Here is a 20094-nt window from a genome sequence, read left to right as displayed (position 1 = left end):
ACTTTAGGGTTAATCCGCCGGGCGAAACGTCCAGGTTCACGAAATGGTGCAAGTGTAAATTTAGCGGCGAACATTGTGGCGATTACTCACCCCGACTACGCTACGCTGGTCGACCCTCTCTTCGCTTCGCGGAAAGAGGGTAGGAACAGTATCGGATAAGCCGTCCCTCTTTTCGCAAAGCGAAGAGAGGGTGCCCGAGCGTAGCAAAGGGCGGGTGAATCCTCTACCCCTCCGCAGGCGGCGCTACCGGTTCTTCCTTTTTAGGCATATGGATCTCTTCCAGTTTCAGCGGTATCATTTTACGCGTCTTAAAAAAAGTAAAGGTAACCACAGCAATGGTCATGCACCCGCCAAACAACACCGACGGTATAGTACCCAGGTACTTGGCCGCCATCCCCGATTCAAAATCGCCAAACTCGTTTGATGAACTGATGAACATCTGGTTCACGGCCGATACCCTGCCCCGCATATCATCAGGTGTAAGCAATTGCATAATAGTACCGCGGATGATCACACTTACGCTATCAAACGCCCCCTGTAAAAACAGGAATACCAGCGAAAGATAGAAGATATGCGAAAGTCCAAAGCCAATAATACAGGCGCCGAAACCGGCAACCGCTATCAGCAGGTTGCGCCACGGGCGGTTCATAGGCGAATAACGCACCATGGTGATCATGGTCAATGCCGCGCCCAGCGACGAGGCCATACGCATAATACCTAATCCCTCCGATCCCACCTTTAAAATATCCAGCGCGAACACCGGCAGCAGGGCTATCATACCGCCAAACAGCACTGAAAACAAGTCGAGGCTCATGGCATAAAACATCATTTTATTGGTAAACACAAAGTTTAGCCCAGCCGAAAGGCTTTTCCAGATGTTCTCTTTCGGCACAAAAGTCGGCGGGTAGGTGCGCAGTCTGAAAACCAGCACCAGCGCTATCATCAAGAACAAAACAATAATGGCGAAGTTGGCCGTAATACCTGCCAGGCCGGGGATGATCTTACCGGCAAAGCCATATAAAAAGCCACCCGTCAACGGCCCTAATATCGAGGCCAGCTGCCAGCTGGAACTACTCCAGGTACTGGCATTGGGGTAAATTTTGCGCGGGATACTGTTAGAGTAAACAATAAATGTAGCCGGCCCATAAAATGCGCGCGCTACGCCATTGCAAAATATCATGGCATATATGGCTGTCAGTATCCAACTGATTTGTATATGCGGGCTCATGCTGTTCAGCGTAACAAAGCCCATCACCAGCGATGAGATAAGCACACCCGTAAATATCAGCAGCAGCATCTTGCGCTTCTCGTACTTATCGGCAATATAACCGCCATACAGGGCAATACCTACGGCCGGTATCACCTCACTTAAACCAATAAGGGCTATGTTTACCGTACTATGGGTTAACTGGTAAATGTAGAAACCCAATACGGTGGTTTGCATTTGATATGCGAATGTAAAAAAGAAGCGCATGCCCAGGTACGAGCGGAAATCCTTATACCGCAGGGCTGCAAATGAATCTTTTTTAGGCTGACTATTACCTTCGTCGGACACAGGCGATGTATTTTAATTGTGGTGCCGCAAAATTACAACATGCGGTTTAGCGGTGCAATTATTTGGCGGGATAAATTGCAGAGCGATGTTGTGGCGACTACTCACCCACCCGTTGCTACGCTCGGGCACCCTCTCTTGCCTTCGGCAAAAGAGGGAATGGATTGCCGATACAACTCCTGCCCGCTGCCGCGCGCAGCGAAGAGAGGGCCGACCAGCGTAGCGTAGTCGGGGTGAGTATTCGCGACTATGTTTTGAAAAGCAAGTCCACTACAACTATCAGCGTTTGCTCCCGTGCTACGCTGCAACTCCTCGCCCTTGCGCGCTGTCCACGCTTCTGCTGTGGGGTTTCCGCTTCGCCCGGGTTTATGTTGAGCGGTTGTGCAATTATTGTAGAGACGCAATACCTTGCGTCTCCCGCATGCAGGTTGTTTTGTATATTTAAAAGAAACACGAAGTATCGTGTCTCTACAGGGCCTGCGTATTAAAAACCTCTCGTATCAATCAAATACACCAGCGATGCCATGGTAGCAGCGCCCAGCTCCAGTTCGCGCTTGTTCACGTTCTCAAACACATCGTTGGCCGTGTGGTGGATATCAAAATAGCGCTGTGAATCGGGACGGAAACCGATCAGCACCGCGTTAGGGGCCACAGCCCTCAGCGGACCAACATCCGACCCGCTGCCGCCGGCTACCAGCCTGTCGGCTTCATAAGGTTCAAACAGGCCTTTGTATTTTTTATTCAAGCTTTTTATCTGCTCGGCGTTAAGCCCGTCAAACGTAAAGCCACGCGGACTAAAGCCGCCTTCATCGCTTTCAATAGCAGCAATATGCTCTTCTTTATTGGCGGCGGCAAGTTCGGCGTATTTTAAGCCACCTTTGGTGCCATTCTCTTCATTCATAAAAAATACCGCCCTTACCGAATTTTTAGGCTTATAACCCAGAGTTTTTAAAATACGCAACACCTCTACCGACTGCATTACGCCCGTGCCATCATCATGCGCCCCCTCAGCCAGATCCCACGAATCGAAGTGGCCGCCAACGGTGATAAACTTATTCGGGTTTTCGCTGCCGGTGATCTGCCCAACTACGTTATACGACAGCACATCAGGCAGCATGCGGCAGTTTTGCTTAAAGAAGAATTTGATATTACCACCTTTTAGCATAGCGCTTAGCTTATCGGCTGCTTTGGTTGATATGGCCGCGGCCGGGATCTTCGGCGCGTCATCGCTGTATTGGGTGGTGCCGGTATGCGGGTAATCATCGTTAGCTTCGGTTAGCGAACGCACAATTACACCAACGGCTCCATACTTTGCAGCCATGGACGGCCCCGCGCGGCGCTGATCGCCGGCTGTACCATAAGCGCCACCAGTTTCAATATATCGTGGATCGAACGGGCGGTTATAAAAAACGATCTTTCCCTTCACGCCTTTTTCGCCAAGGGCAGCCACTTCCTGCAGGCTGTGTACTTCAACCACACTGGCCGTAATACCATTTGCCGGGGTGGCCACAGCCATACCCAGCGCGCAGATAGCTACCGGTGTTTTTTTAGTCCCGCTGATGATATAACCCTGCTCCTTAGCGCCGCGCTCCCAATGTGGCACCATCACCTCCTGCAAAAAAACCTTATCAAAGCCGTAACCTTCCATCAGTTTTTTTCCCCACTCCACCGCCTTTTGCGCATTGGCCGAGCCACTAAGGCGGCCGCCGATGTTTTTACACAAATAACGCAGGTTTTGATAGCATTGGCCGTTCACCAGCGCTTCATCATATATTTTGCGCATCATCACGGTGTCTGACTGGGCGTTGGCGGCTGTAAAGCCTAATAATAAAACAGAGAGGGATAACAAGGTTTTTTTCATGTGCGATTGGGTGTGGTGTTTTAATCAAATCTATAAAAAATGCTGGAAGATTCTTAACCAATTTGTCATTGCGAGCGATAGCGTGGCAATCCCATAGGACATGCAACAAGGAACAGCCTATGAGATTGCCGCGTCGCACCATCGCACATTCCCGCCCAAGCTCCTCGCAATGACAATTTGGTTTTATATATGTCGATACTTACGATATCTTATCCCACGTCAACCCATCTTTTTTCGACATAAAGGCCTGGTGCAGGATGTGGTTTTCGGGATGGGCCAGTTGGGGGTCTTTCTCAAATATTTCTTCAACAGTGTGGCGGGCCAGCAGTAGCAATTGCTGGTCGGCAGCCAGGTCGGCCAGTTTCAGGTCTAATACACCACTTTGCTGGGTGCCCTCAATATTTCCGGGGCCGCGCAGTTGCAGGTCGGTTTCAGATATTTCGAAGCCGTTATTGGTACGCACCATGGTTTCCAGCCTGATGCGGCCATCGCGACTAAGCTTAACATCGCTCATCAGGATACAATAGGATTGCTCGGCCCCACGGCCTACCCTGCCCCTTAGCTGATGTAATTGCGACAGGCCAAAGCGCTCGGCGTTCTCGATGATCATTACCGAGGCGTTAGGCACGTTCACGCCTACTTCAATCACGGTTGTGGCTACCATAATATGGGTTTCGCCACGTACAAAGCGCTGCATTTCTATATCCTTATCAGCTGCCTTCATTTTGCCGTGAACGATACTTAAACGGTACTGCGGCAGCGGGAACTCGCGCGACATTACCTCTATGCCATCTGCCAAATTTTTCAGGTCAAGCTTTTCGCTTTCCTGTATCAGCGGGTATACTACATAGATCTGTCGGCCTTTGGCAATCTCCTCCTTCATCATCCCAAACATGCGCAGGCGCTGGTTCTCGTAAAAATGCAGGGTGTCGATGGGTTTACGCCCGGCGGGCAGTTCATCAATTACCGATACGTCCAGATCGCCGTACAAGGTCATGGCCAGGGTGCGGGGAATTGGGGTAGCCGTCATCACCAGCACATGAGGCGGTACTACATTTTTGCGCCATAGTTTGGCACGCTGCTCCACGCCAAAGCGGTGTTGCTCGTCTATCACTACAAAGCCCAGGTTTTTGTACTGCACTTTGTCCTCAATCAGCGCGTGTGTACCGAACAGGATATGCAGCGAACCATCCTCTAATTGCCGGTGAATTTTAGTGCGTTCCTTTTGTTTGGTCGACCCGGTAAGCAGGGCGATATTGATAAAATCATCACCCAACACCCCTTTCACGGTTTGAAAATGCTGATTGGCTAAAATTTCGGTAGGCGCCATAAAGCAAGCCTGGAAACCGTTATCCAGCGCCAGCAAAATGCTCATCAGCGCTACAATGGTTTTGCCGCTGCCTACATCGCCCTGCAGCAGGCGATTCATCTGCACACCGCGCTGGGTATCCTGGCGTATTTCCTTTAGTACCCGTTTTTGCGCGCCGGTTAGTTCAAAGGGTAATTTATGCTGATAAAACTCATTAAAGTAATGCCCTACCTTATCAAACACATTCCCCCTGAATTTTTGCACCCGCAGCAGTTTATTACGCAACAATTTTAGCTGAATGAAAAACAGTTCTTCAAACTTTAACCGTCGTAAGGCCTCGTTCAGCTCAGCCGCATCGGCCGGGAAATGGATGTGGCGGTAAGCATCGGCACGGCTCATCAGTTTTAATTTATTGATGAGATATGGCGGCAGGTTTTCGGGGATATCCTTATAATGCTGCTCAATTAAGAAGGCGGTAAGCTTTTGCAGGCCTTTGCTATCAAGCGTGTATTGCTTAAGCTTTTCGGTAGAATTGTATACGGGTTGCAGCGTGGCATTGCCCTTGCGTTTCAGGGCCTCGGGCGAGTAAAGTTCTATCTCCGGGTGCGCCATTTGCGCCTTGCCGTTAAACGATCCCGGTTTGCCGAAGATGATATAGGCTTTACCCACCAGCAGGTACTTCTCTACCCATTTAATCCCCTGGAACCATACCAGCTCCATTACGCCGGTATCGTCCTGAACCTGGGCTACCAGGCGGCGGGTATGTTTTTCGCCGATGATCTCCTTACTGGTTAACCGGGCTATCACCTGCACCAGCGGCATTTCGATATTGATCTCCCTGATCTTATAAAAGCGGGTACGATCGATATATTTAAAGGGGAAATGCCGCAGCATATCCTCGAAATTGTAAATGCCCAGCTCCTTTTTAAGCACCTCGGCACGGGCGGGGCCTGTGCCTTTCAAATACTCTATTGGTGTTTCAAATAGCTGGTTCACTGTTATTGCCGGGTTTTTATACTGATACAGTTTCGCCCGCTTTACCCACAAAGGCGCCCCTGATGATAGACCAGTTAAAAATAACAACGGCCAGCATCAATAACAAATAACCCGCCACCTGGTGAACAGATACCTGCTCGTGAAACCAGATAAAGGCCACCGTGAACGATATAAACGGATTAACATAAATGGTAATACCCAGCGTTGACGAGGGAATCCCATTCAGCGCGAATGAAGCAAGCAGCAAAGGGATAATGGTCATCACCACCGCGATAATGAGGATCACCACCCAAAATTCGGCAGCGGAGGGTAAAGGCCCTCCATCGTGCAGATAAAAGGGCAACAGCAATATCATGGATATCATCAGATTAATACCTAACAAGTTCAGTTTATCAAACAGGTTAAGTACCCTTTGAATAATCAAATACATGGCATACATCAGCGCCACCACTACCGACCATAACGCTTGTTGCAACGATGCTGTAGACAAGATGAGTACACTTAATACCGCTATGCCTATGGCAACCAGTTTTAACCGGGTTACCGGCTCTTTCAACAGCAGGAAGCCGCCGGTAGCGGTAATAATGGGGCATATCATATAAGCAAAGGCAGCCGCCTTCAGACTGATATGATTGATGACATAAATAAACGTAAACCAGTTGGCCGTAATAAATATGCCCGACGCCAGGAATAGCCAAAGCAGTTTCCTGCGTTCAGGTTTATTGGCGTTTTTTATCTGCAGATAGTCGTTACGTAATTGTTGCCGGCGGAACAGCAGGTTGATGAGCCATACAATTACAAACGAAACAAATACACGAAAGTACAAGATCTCCTGTGGGGGATATTGCGCTATGCGCCTTAACGGGAAAGCGAAGAAGCCCCATATTACAGCCGCGCCAATGGCGCACGAAAGATATAAGAGGCTTCCCCGTTTTTTTGCCATTAACCTAACAGTACGGTTACCGATATTTCAACATTAACGTTTTTAGGCAGGCCCGCTACCGCCACGGTTTCGCGGGCTGGAAATGGCGGGCTCAGGTATGAACCGTATACGGTGTTAACAGCTGCAAAATCGGCCATATCCTTTAAAAAGATGGTGGTTTTTACAATGCGGCTAAAATCGGTACCGGCCTCGGTTAAAATAGCTTTGATATTTTCCATTACACGGGTGGTCTCAGTCGCGATGTCGTCCATCACCAGGTCGCCAGTGGCAGGATCGATAGCTACCTGGCCTGATACGAATAATAAATTACCGGCTACGATTGCCTGGCTGTAAGGCCCAATTGGCGCCGGTGCGTTTGTGCTAACAATATCTTTCATGAGTTGTTTTATAGTCCGGAAGTCGGGAAGACCGAAAGTCCGAAAGATTTAAGATTATATTATTCAGTACTATCTTCCGGACTTTTCCGACATATGCGGACTTCCGGACTTTCTATCTACTTCTTCAGCACAAACCAATCTATCAGTTTCCAGATAATGCCCAGCAAAAATATGCTTATGGCAACAGCATTAATAATATGCATCACCTTTAGGTTAAAACTGGCAGGCCTGTTCGGATCCTTTTTGCGGAAGAAGTACATAAAGCAAAACTAATAAAAAAAAGAAAAGCCTCCCGAAATAATCGGGAGGCTTTTCCTATTTGTTATAATCTTTTACAGATTATTATTTTTTGAACTCAACACGACGGTTCATGATACGACCTTCTTCAGTAGAGTTATCAGCAATTGGGTGAGTTTCACCGAAGCCTTTAACTTTAATGCGTTTTGCATCAACACCTGAGTTAACCAGGTAAGTTTTTACTGAATTAGCACGATCTTTAGATAAGCGCAGGTTGTGAGCTGCAGTACCTTCAGATGAAGCATAACCGTTCAGGGTAACTGAAGCAGAGCTGCTACGCAGGTCAGATGAAGTAGCATCTAATACCGGGTAAGATGAAGTACGCAGTACAGAGCTATCGAAATCGAACTGGATGTTTGAGTAAGCATCAGCTTTAACCATTGGCTGCGAACCTTTGCGAACGAATACCGAAGTGTCGATTACAGGGAATTTGATCTCGCAACCAGCACCGTCAACTACAGTACCTGCAGGAGTGTTAGGGCATTTGTCGAATTGATCAGATACACCATCACCGTCAGAATCTTTCTTCAGGTCAGCAACAGCGTTCTCTACGTTGCTTACACGGCTTTTCAAAGCAGCAACTTCACGACGTAATTCTGCATCATACAGTTCGTCATACATCATAGCTACAGGGTTAACCCAATCCAGGTTTGGTTTTGATTTAGGACCAAAAGTGTACTCTAAACCACCGTAACCATAAGAGTAGTGATCTTTAGTAGTACCTTTTGCGTAAGTACCATCCAGGTTGTCGCCATCCATAAAGGTTTCTTTGTAACCTAAGTTCAATGCTAACGCATCTGTCAGACGGAATTTAACACCAACGCCTACCGGGATGATCAGCTCTTTTGTTTCATGGCCTGAAACGGCTTTGAAATCAAACGTAGAACCGTTGGCCATTACCATAGTAGGGTTATACCATAATAAACCAGCACCACCTGTTAAGAAGAAGTTAACAGCGTTTTTACGGCGGATGTAATCGATAGTTGCAACGTTAACAACACCGCTTAAAGTACCACTTACAAAGCTGGTTGAAAAGCTGCGACGGCCGTAAGCTACGCCACCAGCTGCACTGCTGTTATCGCCTGCTACTTTACCGCCGTTAACGTCTAATTGTAAGCCAAATGAGTGTGCTAACTGATCGCGTAATGATACACCGTAACCTAATTGTGCTTTGAAATCGGTGAAATCGTTAGAACCGCCTGTTGCCAGGAAAGGAGAAACGATGCCAACGTTGGCACCAAGGCTGAAAGTGTTGTACTGGCCTCTGCCGCCAAATACCTTGGCAGTAGAAGTTGCAGACGACGTCATCGGTGCATCGGAAGTTTGAGCTTTAGCTGCTCCTACTGCCAGCGCTGCAACGAATGATAAGGCGACTGTTTTCTTTAATGTAGAATAGTTCATAGTTTTTAAGATTAAACAATTAATTGTGATTTTTTCCAAAATTAGTAATTATGTTTGAAATTCATTACCAAACACCGTTCCAATTTTTTCATAATTACTCGACAAAGAAATACAAAAATTGTTTGCTGTAAATTAAAATACCTCATAATCATGAAATACCTACCTATTAGTAATGATTTATTTACTTTGAATAGAAAAAGTTTCGTTTCGCGACTAAAAGCCCATTCTATGGCCATTTTTAACGCCAATGATGAATTTGTAAGAAGTGGCGATCAGAACTTTATTTTTAAACAAAACGCCGATTTTTTTTACCTCTCGGGTATAGATCAGGAGCAAAGCATCCTGCTTTTATTTCCTGATTGTCCTAATCCGTTATACAAAGAAGTACTTTTTTTAAGACAAACCAACGAACACATTGCAGTATGGGAAGGACACAAATACACCAAAGAGGAAGCAAGGGCAGCGTCGGGCATAGAGGCCGTATACTGGCTGCAGGACTTTGATAATATATTACACAGCATTATACATTATGCCGATACGGTGTATATTAATACAAACGAAAACGACAGGTATTCGCACACTGTGCCTTATCGCGACCTGCGTTTCCTGAATGATCTGCGTACTAAATATCCTTTACATCATTATGAACGCTCGGCCCCCATTATGCGCGATCTGCGCGCGGTAAAATCTGCTATTGAGGTCGAACTGACCAAAAAAGCATGCAGTATTACCCGCGATTCGTTTTTACGGATACTGAAATTTATAAAACCCGGCGTGGCCGAATATGAAATTGAGGCAGAGATCATCCACGAGTTTATTCGTCAGCGCGCCACCGGCCATGCCTATAATCCCATCATTGCTTCGGGGCCTAACGCCATTGTACTACATTATATAGATAACAACCAGGTTTGCAAGGATGGCGATGTGATATTAATGGATTACGCCGCCGAATATGCTAACTATAATGCCGATATGACCAGATCGGTACCGGTTAATGGCCGCTATACCAAGCGCCAGCGCGATGTGTACGATGCTGTGTTGCGGGTAATGCGCGGCGCTACAAAAATGCTGGTGGCCGGCACCGTATGGAATGATTATCATGACGAAGTGGGCAAACTAATGACCAGCGAATTGATTGGCCTTGGTTTACTTACCAAACACGATGTAGAAAAGCAGGACCCTAAAATGCCGGCTTATAAAAAGTACTTTATGCACGGTACATCGCACCACCTGGGCATTGATGTGCACGATTTTGCCGGCCGCTATACGCCATTTGCAGCCGGGAACATCCTAACCTGCGAGCCGGGCATTTATATACCAGAAGAAGGTTTGGGGATCCGCCTGGAAAACAATATTCTGATCACTAACGATGGAAATATCGATCTGATGGGCGACATCCCAATAGAAGCCGCGGAGATAGAGGAAATCATGAATTCATAAAAAACCAAAAAAGCCGAAGTGAAAAACTTCGGCTTTTTTGGGTGATAATTTATTTGTGAATCAGACAAAAAGTATTTATTTTTGGATTAATGTCTGAAAAAAGAAAACATATCGCCTCAAATGAAGTTAGCGAGCCTATGGTAGCATACATAGCCGCAGGCGCCGATAACTCATTTTACAACCTGCTAAGCGGGGTTAAACCAGCCCGCTTTAGTACCGATTTTGATATCCTGAAACTTACCCGCGAAGGATTGCCTAAAAAGGTATTAACATCGCTGGCTAAAAAAATAGCTATTACCCTGCAGGAACTGGCCGATATTATGCACATTTCCGAACGCACCCTGCAGCGTTATGATGACAACGCCATCGTTAAAACCGAGTACGCCGAAAAGGCTATCGAACTGGCCAGGCTTTATTCGCGCGGCCAGGAGGTTTTTGGTTCGATGGATAAATTTCAGCGCTGGATGAAAACGCCGGGGCACGTTTTCCGTAACGAAACGCCTATTTCCCTGCTGGATACTTCTGTTGGTTTTGATATGGTGCTGAAAGAACTTGGCCGTATCGAGCACGGTATTTTCGCGTAAGCATGTTATTATACCGCATCACCCGTTGCACTTATGCCAAAGACCTGAGCGGTACCGGCGCCAGGCTGTATGGTGGCCGCTGGAACAACATTGGCAGGGCAATGGTTTACACAGCCTCATCGCGGGCATTGGCTACGCTCGAGGCATTAGTCCATTTACCTACCGCTATAATCCCCGATGATTTTTGCATCACCACTATTGATGCGCCTGAAGATATTTTTGAGGCCGATATGAGCCTGTTCCCTCCTAACTGGAATGTTTATCCCGAGCCCGAGATATTAAAACGCACAGGCGATTTCTTTTTGAAACAAAATGAGCACCTTTTATTAAAGGTACCGTCGGCCATTGTTAAACAGGAGTTTAATTATTTAATAAATCCCCTGCATGCCCGCATAAGCGAAGTGAAGGTTTTAGAAACCGAACCTTTTACGTTTGATGAGCGGTTGCTTTGATAGGGACTAGAGTTCATAGATTAAAGGTTAGAGATTAGTTAATCAAAGATCAGAGCTTCTGTTGTAACTAATCTCTAATCTCCGATCAACTAATCACCGAAGACAGCATTTTGATATACAGATCTATCCCCTCCCGAATTTCATCTACATAAACAAATTCATCGGCCGTATGCGAACGGGCAGAATCACCGGGGCCTACTTTTAGCGAAGGGATATCCAGCAGAGATTGATCGGACGTGGTAGGCGAACCGTAAGTGGTGCGGCCCAATTTAATACCCGCCTGTACAATAGGGTGGTTTTTATCTATTGACGATGGCTTTAAGCGAATAGAGCGCGGCTTAACATCACTAACCACATGCTGGCGGATGATCTCCAGCACTTCCTCATTACGGTAAGCATCGGTTACGCGCACGTCAACCGTAAATACGCAGCTTGCCGGCACCACGTTATGTTGCGAACCCGCGTTAATAATAGTTACCGACATTTTTATCGGCCCGAACACTTCCGATTCTTTCGGGAATTTATAGTTGCGGAACCACTCGATATCGCTTAATGCTTTATATATGGCGTTCTCGCCCTCTTCGCGGGCGGCATGGCCTGCTTTGCCGTGCGCGGTGCAATCCAGTACCATCAGGCCGCGCTCGGCTATGGCCAGGTGCATTTGGGTTGGTTCGCCCACTATACCAAAGCTAAGTTCGCCCAGATCAGGAATGATCAGCTCCAGGCCATTTACGCCCGAGATCTCTTCTTCGGCCGTGGTGGCCAGGCACAGGTTATAACTTAAATTTTCCTGGTTGTAAAAATGCAGAAAGGTCATGATAAGCGACACCAGGCACCCGCCGGCATCGTTGCTCCCCAATCCAAATAGTTTACCATCTTCAATGGCAGCATCATACGGATCGCGGGTATAGCCCGAATTGGGTTTCACCGTATCGTGGTGCGAGTTAAGCAGGATGGTAGGCTTAGCCGCGTCGAAATGTTTGTTCCATGCCCATATATTATTTAGCTTACGATGGGTACTAACACCCTGTTGCTGAAGAAATTGTTCGATCACATCAGCCGTTTTATCTTCCTCTTTACTAAACGAAGGTATGCGGATAAGTTGTTGCAGCAGGCTAATGGCTTGTTGGTGGAGTTGATTAATATCGGTCATATGCACTATAAAACACAGGTTACAAAAATAAGGCTTTTTCATGAAGTGTATGTGAAGCCAATGTTAACTGGGACAATTAATATTATCGTTGGTTTAATTATGCCAACGCTTGATGAAATGCAGAATGTTTTTATTTTTGATATAAAAATATCATCCGCTAATAACCCTAACTAAACACATGTTTTTTTCAGGCCATTACCCCTATTATCTCACCATCGCGCTGCAGATCATATGCGTTATCCACTGTATAAAAAGGGGCAGACAGGGTTGGATATGGCTTATTGTTTTTTTACCTGTAGTGGGTAGCCTGGTGTATATTTTTATGGAGATATTACCCTCAAGCCGGATGCGGGCGCCGCGTATTGATGTTGGCGCGGTGGTTAACCCCGGCGGCAAGATCAAAAAACTGGAAGAAAACCTGCGTTTTACCGATACTTTTAATAACCGTGTGCTACTGGCCGATGCCTATATGCAAGCAAGTCAAATCGATAAGGCCATTGAACTTTATGAAAGCAGCCTTACCGGAGCCTTTGCAGAAAACGAACATGTAATAGCCCAACTTATTATTGCCTATTATCAATCAGGCCGGTATGCCGATGCGATTAAAATAGCCTCGAAAATATATAAGCAGCCGCAATTTATACGGTCGCAGGCGCATTTGTTTTATGCCATGTCGTTGGAGAGTGCCGGGCAAATTGATAAAGCCGAAGCCGAATTCAAAGCCATGCAGGGCCGCTATTCGTATTACGAACAGCGCTACCATTATGGTGTTTTTTTGCGCAGGAACGGGCGCGATGCCGATGCTGAAAAGGTATTCACCACCATGCTTGAAGAGGAAGCCCACCTAAGCGCCATCGAACGTAAAGGTGCACGCCCATGGTGTACTAAAGCGCGTACCGAATTGAAAGCTATTTCTTAATACCGCATTGTTGTATCTCCTCCGTTACAACCATAAAAATGTTTTGCTAAAACTTACATTTGCATTGCTATGAAAAAACTGACACTATTATCGGCCGCCGCTTTACTAGCGGTATCTGCCTCTGCACAGGTTGAAAAAACGTATAAGCAAAAAGGCTACACGCTTAACTTCACCAATACCGATGCTACCTTAGACAGCGCTTTGCAGGAGCGCATGATCAAAACCTTTTTTGAAGTATATCCTAAACTTTCGAAGGAGTATAATAAAAATACCGAGAAGATTGTTTACATGAAAATCGACACTGCCTACAAAGGCGTAGCCGCTACCGGCAATGCCCATGTACGCATCAGCCCTAAATGGATGCACCAGCACCCTGAAGATATTGATGTAATTACGCACGAAGTGATGCACATCGTTCAAAATTATGGCAACAGCGTTGGCCCGGGCTGGCTTACTGAAGGTATTGCCGATTACGCCCGCAACCAGTTTGGCGTAAACAATCCGGCTGCGAAATGGAGCTTAGGCGAATATAAAGCCGGACAAAACTATACCAACAGCTACCGCATTACCGCGCGCTTTTTACTTTGGATAGAAACAAAAGTAAAAAAGGGCATAGTAAAAGAACTGGATAAAGAAATGCGCGACCATACTTATACTGATGCTGTATGGACCAGCCAAACCGGTAAGACACTTGATGAGCTTTGGGCAGCTTACGTGGCTAATCCATCCTTAAGCTAAAACAAAACGTCCATAACTTCTCATAAACGAATAAAGCCCCGGATTTGCCGGGGCTTTATTCGTTTATAACAACAGGGTTATAAAAACATTATCTTTTCTTAGCATTAAAGGTCTTTGGTTTTTTAACGCTAAACTCTGGCTTGCCATTCGGGTTAATTTCGGGCGGGCCATCGTAGTTCATGGCGCAACGGAAACCAATTTCAGCGCTGGCTTCATCCTCATCCATAGCACGGCGGGTAGCCGGGTTTAACCAAAATGCCCTGTCGTTCCACGAACCGCCTTTATATACTTTCGATTTATCACTGATCAGGGTAGTTACACCATATAAAGTGGTGTTTACAGTATCGTTATAACCACGCACATCCGGAGTATAAGCTTTACCGGCAATTGAACTTTTAGGATTTGAAACACCCGTAGTGCCCGGATTTACCGCAGCGTTTGCATTAGCCGGACCGGTAGGCTTGGTATTGCCTTGTTGCTGGGCAACCATTTCGGCCCAGGTTTGTTTTTTGTAACCGGTTGCAGGTACTTTTATCGGGCGGCCATATTTATCTTTTGCATAAACACCTTTGGCAGCATCAGCATATTGCTTGTTAGTAAACTGGTTGCCACGATATGGGTTAAAGTCGTCGGTTTCCTCAAACGATGTTTGGCGATAAGTATCGTTGGTCCATTCGTTTACGTTGCCGGCCATGTTGTATAAACCAAAGTCATTCGGCTCGTACGAACGTACAGGCGCGGTAATATCGGCCTTATCATTCAGGTAGCCGCCCACACCGGCGTTATCACCACTGGTTCGTTTAAAGTTGGCTAATATCAACCCACGTGTTTTTGATTTTGGCGAACGAACACCCATGCCATTCCATGGATATACTTTCCCTTCGGTAATGTTTTCCAGCTGAGTATTGCCTGCAAGGCCTAAAGCTGCATATTCCCACTCGGCTTCGGTTGGCAGGCGGTAACCGGCACGCAGTATACCATCTTCTTTACGTACAGGGCGTTTTACTTTACCTTTGCCGGTGGCCGATGTATCATTACGCGGGTTCAGGTCGTTAGGCATGCGTTTACCATCAATGCCAGGGCCTTTGTACTGCCCGTTCAAATATATTTCGGTATTAAACGGTTGCTTTTTAGGGTCTACCGCACCGGCAGCAGGCGTTGCAGCAGCAGGCGCGTTAGGGTCGGCCGGGTTTTGTGCAGTTGCAGGGTTTGCATTCTTAGCACGGTCTTTCCAGGTTACTAACTGGCCTTGTGTACGCAAAATATTCTCGTTCATGCGCTGTGTACGCCAGTCGCAATAATCCTGCACCTGGTCCCAGCTTACGCCTACCACCGGGTAATCCTGGAAAGCGGCGCCGCGCAGGTAGTTATCCACATAAGGTTCGTTGTATGATAATGGCCTTCTCCAAACCAGGGTATCGGGGATGGCATTATAGTAAAGTTCACGATCGTCGGGAAAATTGGTTTGCAGCCAATACAGATATTCGCGCCAGTCGTTATTAGAAACTTCGGTCTCATCCATATAAAAGGTTGAGATAGATTTGCGCTTGCGCACGTTATTATATTCAAAGGTAACGTCTTCGCCGGCACTGCCACCCTGCACAAAGGTACCGCCCTCAATAGCGATCAGGCCCGGGCCCGGAGAAGGGTGCGTTTTCCGGAACACCTGGAAACCGCCATTGTACTTATCATTATATCGCATACCGGTTGTTTGCGATTGTGGTTTTGGCGCACAACCTGCCAGCAACGTCCCGGCTCCCAACAGCACTAAAGCATACCTGCTAAAATTCATTTTCATGCAATTACAATTAATCAGAGCGTAAATTTAATCAAATATTTGATATTTAATACCTCTTCTAAAATAGGCATTTATTTTAAAATGGTACTATAATAATTACCGTTAAACGAAAATTCCCGATTAAAGTTATTCTGTCCCGAATAATTTTGATTGGCAATAAGTTATTTTATATTTATACGTTATTTTCGCAGATACGATACATTAGCATTGATTAAACTGATACGGGTTAATGATGAAGATATTTTCCACGTTTTTTCTAAGGGCAGGTTCATTTGTAGCTGTTATGCTGCCATTAACCCTGCGGGCACAGGTGGTTGGGCCTACCGGTACAAATACCAACGGTAGCAGTTCAAACGCTATTGTAACCGGCGTGCCTTTCCTAAGTATAGCACCCGATTCGCGTTCGGGAGCTATGGGCGATGCCGGCGTGGCGTTATCGCCCGATGTAAATGCTAATTACTGGAACCCGGCTAAACTGGCTTTTATCGATGGCGATAATAACCTCGGCCTGTCATACAGCCCCTGGCTGCGCCGTTTGGTGCCCGATGTATCGCTGGCTTATTTAAGCTTTGCCCGTAAGGTTGACGACCGTAACGCCATCGGCGCGTCGTTAAGATATTTTAACCTGGGGGCTATCCAGTTAATTGACGCTAATCAAAACGACCAGGGCACATATCGCCCCTCCGAGTTTTCATTCGATGTTTCATTTGCCCGGTCTTTTGGCGAAAACCTATCGCTGGGCTTAACCGGTCGTTACATCCACTCAAATCTTTCAAACGGGGCTTTTACCGGCAGCCAGCAAACCAAACCGGCCAATGCCGTAGCTGCAGATGTTTCTATGTATTACAAAAGGCCGGGCCAGCAATTTGGTAACGACGCGCTTTTTGCCTTTGGTGTTAATATTTCAAACATCGGCACCAAGATCAGCTATTCGGATGGCGGGGTGAAATACTTTTTGCCTACCAATTTAAAAATGGGCGTGGCCAATACCTGGTTTATCGACGAGTACAACGATTTTACGCTAACCATGGATGTTAACAAACTGCTGGTACCTACCCCACCCATCCGCGATAACAGCGGCAATATCATCAGCGGTACAGACGATAACCGTTCGGTACCTGCCGGCATCTTCGGTTCGTTCAGCGATGCGCCGGGCGGCTTTGCCGAAGAAATGCGCGAGATCAGCTATTCACCTGGCTTAGAGTATCGTTACAATAAACAATTTGCCCTGCGTGTAGGTTACTTTTACGAGAACCCCACCAAAGGCGACAGGCAATATCTAACCATGGGCGCCGGCTTTAAATACGATATATTTAATATCGATTTTTCGTACCTGGCAGCCAATCAGCAAAAAAGTCCGCTATCAAATACCCTGCGCTTCTCGGTATCGATTAACTTTGGCGGACAAAAATCATCCGACAAGTAATTAATGGCTAAAATAAAAGTAGGCTTTGGGTTTGATGTACATCAACTAAGGCAAAACCATCCTTTCATAATGGGCGGCGTTAAGCTGGAACACACATCTGGCGCATACGGCCACTCAGACGCCGATGTATTGCTGCATGCCATTTGCGATGCCCTGCTGGGCGCGGCCAACCTGCGCGATATCGGCTATCACTTTAAAAATACCGACGACCGCTGGAAAGGCATCAGCAGCCTGGTGCTGTTACAGCATGTCATGGAAATGCTGAAGGAAAAAGGCTGGGCCATTGGCAATATCGATGCCATGATATGCCTGGAAGCGCCAAAAGTAAACCCGCATGTACCTGCCATGAAAGCCAACATCGCACAAGCCGCAGGTATCAGCGAGGAGGATATCTCTATCAAAGCTACCACTAACGAGCAAATGGGCTTTATTGGCCGTGAAGAGGGTGTTGTGGCTTATGCGGTTTGTTTGATAGAGCGGATTTAAGTTTTACTTATTGGCTATTGCCTCTTCTATTTGTTTTTTAAGTTCGCGGTACGCCGGACGGTTCTTCATGGGATCGATAGATATCTCAATCGTCCCGTATCTTGCAATATCGCCATATCTGGAAGCTGCCTGCATCCCATTCAATACATTCACTTTTGCAATTAGTTGGGGGTTTAAACCGCCCAGCACCCCCCCGTTGTTCCTGCCTGTATCCGACTTATAAATTAGCTTATTCCGAACAAATATCACAGTAACGGCACTCATCAGGCGTCCGCGGCTGGGGCCGCATATAATCAGGCGCTTTCCTTTGTTTGTATCAGTTACGGCTTTGTTGGTGGCCCGATATATGATGGGGCCTTTAACCGCTTTTAATAAATACCCGGTATCGCTTTGCGCAAAAGTGGCTTTAGCGATAGTTGATAATAGAATAATGGTTAAAAATGCCTTCATGTTAAATCGGGTTCAATATTAACATGATGATGTGCAGCGAAGCGTTATTCCATAAATAAATGTTAATAATTCTTAAATTAGTTCATGACCATCAAACATACGAACGGCAGAAAAGAACACAATAATAATCTTAACTTATCAGAGAAAACGAACGAGTATCCCGATCGCGTAAAAGCTGGTATAGAACGGGGCAGGCAACAAGTGCGTAATGAACAAACGAAATCTACGGATGAAATGATGAAAAAGTACAGGAGAGACGTATAGCTTACTCTCTCGCCTCCGATATCCCATACGCTGCCGTTATTTGCCGGTAGGTAAAATGATGATAATCCACAAAGCTTTTAGTAAGCACCGATAGTTTGCCGTTTTTGATGTAGCGTGTTGGGGTTATGATATAGATAGTGCCCGCCTTACCTCTATACTTCAAACTGGCAAATACGGTTTCGTTCATGTCGTCATCATTAATAATGGTGCGATTTTGCTTTACCTCCATAGCAATATCCGGCCCGTTGAATACAAATATGGCGTCGTTATAATGCATATGATCAAGCCTTACCACCTCATCAATAGTAGCCTGATCATAAACCTGCTGAACAAAGCCGGTTACCGGTCCCTTAGCCGTTTGGCGGTTGGCTACGTATTGTATTTTAAACGAGTTAAAGCTTAAGTATGCATACGCTATCCACATCGCAAAAAATACCATCCTGCTTACCTTTGTCTTCATCAACAGGTAAACAAATCCCGGCATAAACAACATCGCTATCATGCGGAAGTGCCGGCCCTCGTACGATATAGTAGCCTGCCTGATATACATATAACTGAAAAACGCAGTGCCCAACGCATAAAAAAAGATCAGCACAACAGGATACTTCTTATTATGCGATAGTTTGCCAATAAAGGCCACGAAAGCGATGCAGGCGAGCGCGAAGATCACGATCATCATAATAGCCGCCTGGTACGAGACCATCGGTGCATCGGTATGATAGATCAACCCATCCACCAGTTCATCAACCGAAAAGCCTGAAAGAATTGGCGCGGCCAGTGGATAGCCAAATGTTTCGGGCAACACCAGCAAGGGGCCGGTATCCGATGTAGGGTTATCTCCCTTCGACATATAACCTACATAAATGACAGCCAGGGCGGCCACAAAAGGGATGGCCAGCAAAAGGCCGTTACGTATCCATGCCCACAGCGTGGTTTTATCATACCAGGGCTTATGGCTGCTGCCTGTTTCAGCCATACCCACATTTATCCAGATACAACCAACCGCCGCAGCGAACATCCACAGTACTGAAGATTTGGCGAAGAAGCCCAGCAATCCGCCCAAAAACACAAACAACAATATCTGCCATGTTATTTTTTCGATGCTGAAACAGCCATACAAAAACCAACCTAAGAAAGCAAACAGCAAAACCTCGCCTCCTAAAAAGTATACGTACGAGTTAACAAAAAACAACTGTGTGGCCACAAACGCAATGGTAATTGCCGATACCTGCCTGCTAAAACCCAGGCGGGTAAAAAGTTTGTAAAAACCCGTCAATCCCAATACGTTACACACTATTAAGGTAACCGCTACCGCTTTTGCCGTATTGATATTCAACAAGCACTTAAATAGATAAGGTACCAAATATTGCCCCGGCGACCACCAGGCTAAAAACTCGTAATGATTTTTGGCGATATTAAAAGGATCGACAGTGATATAAGTATTCCAGGGCGCGTGCTTCGCGATGCCATCCATCACAAGGAAGCCCCAGCATGGGTCTGGGTCGATGCCTGGCGGCACGCTCCATGAAAGTATACCTAAAACAAGGGCCAGCAGGCAAGCCAGTAAAATTAAAATTCGGTGCGATTTGTCTTTTGCAAAAAACTGCGACAAGGATTTAAGGTTCATCTATTAAGCCGGGGTTCGCTT

The 20094-nt window shown here is 46.4% G+C and carries 19 protein-coding genes; 8 read left to right on the top strand and 11 right to left on the bottom strand.

Annotated elements, in window-relative coordinates; translation table 11 throughout:
- Positions 1-223: 223 nt before the first annotated feature.
- From HQ865_RS02365 to HQ865_RS02335, 7 genes are all read right to left on the bottom strand, one after another.
- Positions 224-1555, bottom strand: coding sequence for an MFS transporter (locus HQ865_RS02365; protein WP_237073729.1), 1332 nt, complete (start codon positions 1553-1555; stop codon positions 224-226).
- Positions 1556-2036: 481 nt separating this feature from the next.
- A complete protein-coding gene (locus HQ865_RS02360) occupies positions 2037-3413 on the bottom strand; it encodes a M20/M25/M40 family metallo-hydrolase (protein ID WP_173413347.1) in 1377 nt (458 codons plus the stop codon).
- A gap of 199 nt (positions 3414-3612) precedes the next feature.
- Positions 3613-5718, bottom strand: coding sequence for an ATP-dependent DNA helicase RecG (gene recG, locus HQ865_RS02355; protein WP_173413346.1), 2106 nt, complete (start codon positions 5716-5718; stop codon positions 3613-3615).
- Positions 5719-5734: 16 nt separating this feature from the next.
- Positions 5735-6661 (bottom strand): EamA family transporter, encoded by a 927-nt coding sequence (locus HQ865_RS02350; protein ID WP_173413345.1) that lies wholly within the window; start codon positions 6659-6661, stop codon positions 5735-5737.
- Positions 6661-7038, bottom strand: a complete 378-nt coding sequence (locus HQ865_RS02345) for a RidA family protein (RefSeq protein WP_173413344.1) — start codon at positions 7036-7038, stop codon at positions 6661-6663. Before HQ865_RS02345 ends, HQ865_RS02350 begins: the two co-directional genes overlap by 1 nt.
- 116 nt (positions 7039-7154) lie before the next feature.
- Positions 7155-7298, bottom strand: a complete 144-nt coding sequence (locus HQ865_RS02340) for a DUF6728 family protein (protein ID WP_173413343.1) — start codon at positions 7296-7298, stop codon at positions 7155-7157.
- Positions 7299-7380: 82 nt separating this feature from the next.
- Positions 7381-8643 (bottom strand): OmpA family protein, encoded by a 1263-nt coding sequence (locus tag HQ865_RS02335; protein WP_317170044.1) that lies wholly within the window; start codon positions 8641-8643, stop codon positions 7381-7383.
- Between the two features lie 321 nt (positions 8644-8964).
- Between HQ865_RS02335 and HQ865_RS02330 the strand changes: the two genes are divergently transcribed.
- The 3 genes from HQ865_RS02330 (at position 8965) to HQ865_RS02320 (ending at position 11212) form a co-directional block, all read left to right on the top strand.
- Positions 8965-10176 carry an aminopeptidase P family protein gene (locus HQ865_RS02330; protein ID WP_237073728.1) on the top strand — a complete coding sequence of 404 codons (1212 nt, stop codon included), beginning with the start codon at positions 8965-8967 and terminating at the stop codon, positions 10174-10176.
- 89 nt (positions 10177-10265) lie between these two features.
- A complete protein-coding gene (parS, locus tag HQ865_RS02325) occupies positions 10266-10760 on the top strand; it encodes a type II RES/Xre toxin-antitoxin system antitoxin (RefSeq protein ID WP_173413340.1) in 495 nt (164 codons plus the stop codon).
- A gap of 2 nt (positions 10761-10762) precedes the next feature.
- Positions 10763-11212, top strand: coding sequence for an RES family NAD+ phosphorylase (locus HQ865_RS02320; protein ID WP_173413339.1), 450 nt, complete (start codon positions 10763-10765; stop codon positions 11210-11212).
- An 85-nt stretch (positions 11213-11297) separates the two neighbouring features.
- Here the strand turns inward: HQ865_RS02320 and HQ865_RS02315 are convergent, their stop codons facing one another.
- Positions 11298-12365, bottom strand: a complete 1068-nt coding sequence (locus HQ865_RS02315) for a M20 family metallo-hydrolase (RefSeq protein ID WP_173413338.1) — start codon at positions 12363-12365, stop codon at positions 11298-11300.
- On the opposite strand from HQ865_RS02315, the gene HQ865_RS02310 reads away from it, so the two are divergent.
- From HQ865_RS02310 to HQ865_RS02300, 3 genes are all read left to right on the top strand, one after another.
- The gene (locus HQ865_RS02310; RefSeq protein ID WP_173413337.1) at positions 12366-12539 is read left to right on the top strand and encodes a hypothetical protein; all 174 of its coding nucleotides are present in this window, start codon (positions 12366-12368) and stop codon (positions 12537-12539) included. It begins immediately after the preceding gene.
- Positions 12540-12543: 4 nt separating this feature from the next.
- Positions 12544-13284 (top strand): tetratricopeptide repeat protein, encoded by a 741-nt coding sequence (locus tag HQ865_RS02305; protein WP_173413336.1) that lies wholly within the window; start codon positions 12544-12546, stop codon positions 13282-13284.
- Positions 13285-13353: 69 nt separating this feature from the next.
- The gene (locus HQ865_RS02300) at positions 13354-14022 is read left to right on the top strand and encodes a basic secretory protein-like protein (RefSeq protein ID WP_173413335.1); all 669 of its coding nucleotides are present in this window, start codon (positions 13354-13356) and stop codon (positions 14020-14022) included.
- An 88-nt stretch (positions 14023-14110) separates the two neighbouring features.
- On the opposite strand, the gene HQ865_RS02295 is transcribed toward HQ865_RS02300, so the two are convergent.
- Positions 14111-15820 carry an SUMF1/EgtB/PvdO family nonheme iron enzyme gene (locus HQ865_RS02295; RefSeq protein WP_173413334.1) on the bottom strand — a complete coding sequence of 570 codons (1710 nt, stop codon included), beginning with the start codon at positions 15818-15820 and terminating at the stop codon, positions 14111-14113.
- Between the two features lie 229 nt (positions 15821-16049).
- On the opposite strand from HQ865_RS02295, the gene porV reads away from it, so the two are divergent.
- A complete protein-coding gene (gene porV / locus HQ865_RS02290) occupies positions 16050-17246 on the top strand; it encodes a type IX secretion system outer membrane channel protein PorV (protein ID WP_237073727.1) in 1197 nt (398 codons plus the stop codon).
- Positions 17247-17249: 3 nt separating this feature from the next.
- Positions 17250-17732, top strand: coding sequence for a 2-C-methyl-D-erythritol 2,4-cyclodiphosphate synthase (ispF, locus tag HQ865_RS02285; protein ID WP_173413333.1), 483 nt, complete (start codon positions 17250-17252; stop codon positions 17730-17732).
- 3 nt (positions 17733-17735) lie between these two features.
- Here the strand turns inward: ispF and HQ865_RS02280 are convergent, their stop codons facing one another.
- Positions 17736-18182: a hypothetical protein gene (locus tag HQ865_RS02280; RefSeq protein WP_173413332.1), complete on the bottom strand. Its 447-nt coding sequence runs from the start codon at positions 18180-18182 to the stop codon at positions 17736-17738.
- Positions 18183-18447: 265 nt separating this feature from the next.
- A complete protein-coding gene (locus HQ865_RS02275; RefSeq protein WP_173413331.1) occupies positions 18448-20073 on the bottom strand; it encodes a hypothetical protein in 1626 nt (541 codons plus the stop codon).
- Positions 20074-20094: the final 21 nt, after the last annotated feature.

Origin of the sequence: Mucilaginibacter mali, from assembly GCF_013283875.1 — a bacterium.
In the GTDB taxonomy this organism is placed as follows: Bacteria; Bacteroidota; Bacteroidia; order Sphingobacteriales; family Sphingobacteriaceae; genus Mucilaginibacter; species Mucilaginibacter mali.
This window is presented reverse-complemented; position numbering and strand designations above follow the sequence as displayed.

Excerpts from the sequence above, each read along its gene's own strand:
- HQ865_RS02275 (WP_173413331.1), bottom strand. The coding sequence starts at position 20,073 with ATGAACCTTAAATCCTTGTCGCAGTTTTTTGCAAAAGACAAATCGCAC.
- parS (WP_173413340.1), top strand. The coding sequence starts at position 10,266 with ATGTCTGAAAAAAGAAAACATATCGCCTCAAATGAAGTTAGCGAGCCT.
- HQ865_RS02300 (WP_173413335.1), top strand. The coding sequence starts at position 13,354 with ATGAAAAAACTGACACTATTATCGGCCGCCGCTTTACTAGCGGTATCT.
- porV (WP_237073727.1), top strand. The coding sequence starts at position 16,050 with ATGATGAAGATATTTTCCACGTTTTTTCTAAGGGCAGGTTCATTTGTA.
- HQ865_RS02335 (WP_317170044.1), bottom strand. The coding sequence starts at position 8,643 with ATGACGTCGTCTGCAACTTCTACTGCCAAGGTATTTGGCGGCAGAGGC.
- HQ865_RS02280 (WP_173413332.1), bottom strand. The coding sequence starts at position 18,182 with ATGAAGGCATTTTTAACCATTATTCTATTATCAACTATCGCTAAAGCC.
- HQ865_RS02340 (WP_173413343.1), bottom strand. The coding sequence starts at position 7,298 with ATGTACTTCTTCCGCAAAAAGGATCCGAACAGGCCTGCCAGTTTTAAC.
- ispF (WP_173413333.1), top strand. The coding sequence starts at position 17,250 with ATGGCTAAAATAAAAGTAGGCTTTGGGTTTGATGTACATCAACTAAGG.
- HQ865_RS02305 (WP_173413336.1), top strand. The coding sequence starts at position 12,544 with ATGTTTTTTTCAGGCCATTACCCCTATTATCTCACCATCGCGCTGCAG.
- HQ865_RS02310 (WP_173413337.1), top strand. The coding sequence starts at position 12,366 with ATGCACTATAAAACACAGGTTACAAAAATAAGGCTTTTTCATGAAGTG.
- HQ865_RS02315 (WP_173413338.1), bottom strand. The coding sequence starts at position 12,365 with ATGACCGATATTAATCAACTCCACCAACAAGCCATTAGCCTGCTGCAA.
- HQ865_RS02295 (WP_173413334.1), bottom strand. The coding sequence starts at position 15,820 with ATGAAAATGAATTTTAGCAGGTATGCTTTAGTGCTGTTGGGAGCCGGG.
- HQ865_RS02360 (WP_173413347.1), bottom strand. The coding sequence starts at position 3,413 with ATGAAAAAAACCTTGTTATCCCTCTCTGTTTTATTATTAGGCTTTACA.
- HQ865_RS02320 (WP_173413339.1), top strand. The coding sequence starts at position 10,763 with ATGTTATTATACCGCATCACCCGTTGCACTTATGCCAAAGACCTGAGC.
- HQ865_RS02345 (WP_173413344.1), bottom strand. The coding sequence starts at position 7,038 with ATGAAAGATATTGTTAGCACAAACGCACCGGCGCCAATTGGGCCTTAC.
- HQ865_RS02350 (WP_173413345.1), bottom strand. The coding sequence starts at position 6,661 with ATGGCAAAAAAACGGGGAAGCCTCTTATATCTTTCGTGCGCCATTGGC.
- HQ865_RS02330 (WP_237073728.1), top strand. The coding sequence starts at position 8,965 with ATGGCCATTTTTAACGCCAATGATGAATTTGTAAGAAGTGGCGATCAG.